The sequence below is a fragment of the Mycobacterium sp. SMC-17 genome (assembly GCF_045310915.1).
Classification (GTDB): domain Bacteria; phylum Actinomycetota; class Actinomycetes; order Mycobacteriales; family Mycobacteriaceae; genus Mycobacterium.
Genome location: NZ_JBJIAK010000159.1, coordinates 1 through 1,189, shown reverse-complemented (window position 1 = coordinate 1,189; position 1,189 = coordinate 1). Strand labels below are relative to the sequence as shown.

The following is a 1,189-nucleotide window of genomic DNA, read 5'->3' as shown; positions in this document are numbered from 1 at the left end:
GGGTGGGTCGGGGACGCTTGTTGAGGGTGTCCTGGATACGGGTGAGGTCGGCTTTGGTGTGCACGCTCAGGTCGGTGCCTTTTTCGAACCAGAACCGCAGCAGCCGGTTGGTGTTCTCGTTGCTCCCGCGCTGCCAGGGTGAGTGCGGATCGCAGAAGTAGACCGGCGCCTTGAGCGCCAGTTTGATGTCACGCCAGTTCGCCATCTCGCTGCCGCGGTCCCAGGTGATGCTGCGGCGCAGGTGTTCGGGCAGCTCACTCATCGCCGCGATCATCGCCGCGGCCACCGAGTCGGCGGTGTGATTGTCGGGTAGGTGCAACAAGATGGTGAACCGGGTGCTGCGTTCGACCAGGGTGCCGATCGCGCTGCCGCCGCGAGTACCCAGGATCAGGTCGCCTTCCCAATGTCCCGGCACGGCACGGTCATTGGCCTCGGCTGGCCGGTCACTGATGGTGAACACATCGGTGAACTTGCCGCGGCGTTCGGTGTGGTCGCGGGGCTTGCGGGTGGCCCGTTTGGTGGACAGGCACTTGTTCAGATCAGCGCGCAGTTGGCCACGGCCCTGCACGTAAAGGCACTGGTAGATGGTTTCGTGGCTCACGCGTTTGAGCCTGTCATGCGGGTGATCGCGGGCCAACATCTCGGCGATCAGTTTCGGGCTCCACCCGTCATCCATCCACGTTTCGATGGCGGCGCACAGCGCGGTGTCGTTGAGTTTGAACGCTTTTGGTCGGTGTGACCTCTGCGCCGCCCGCCCGTGTGCCATCCGGGCGTGGTAGTCGCCGTCGGCATTGCTGTTGCGCCGCACCTCACGCCAGATGACGCTGCGGTGGCGGCCGATCTGCGTACCGATCTGCTCATAAGTCAGGCCAGCATCGCGGCCCCGCATGATCGCGATGCGCTCATCGAGACTGAGCCGATGCCCCCGTCCACCGGGCCGATCGGGAACGCCGGCCTCGGCCAGCCCGTGCATGCCGCTGCCCATGATCAGTTTCATCGCACCAGCGTTGCGCCACCACACCCACGCCGAGGTCGTCGACACACCCATCGCCTTGGCCGTCTCGATTAATGGAGCGCCCTGACACACCCGGTCAAACAACTCCCGCCGGGTCTGCTTCGAATGCGGATACCCACTGGGCACGACAACCTCCCAAATCAATGGATGTTGTCTTGACCGTATGAATCTGCC

1 protein-coding gene is annotated in these 1,189 nt (G+C 64.2%); it reads right to left on the bottom strand.

The features are described 5' to 3' along the window. On the bottom strand, positions 1–1,141 hold a 1,141-nt coding region (locus tag ACJH7A_RS30555), incomplete at its 3' end, for an IS30 family transposase (RefSeq protein WP_406803322.1). Between the last annotated feature and the right edge of the window lie 48 nt (positions 1,142–1,189).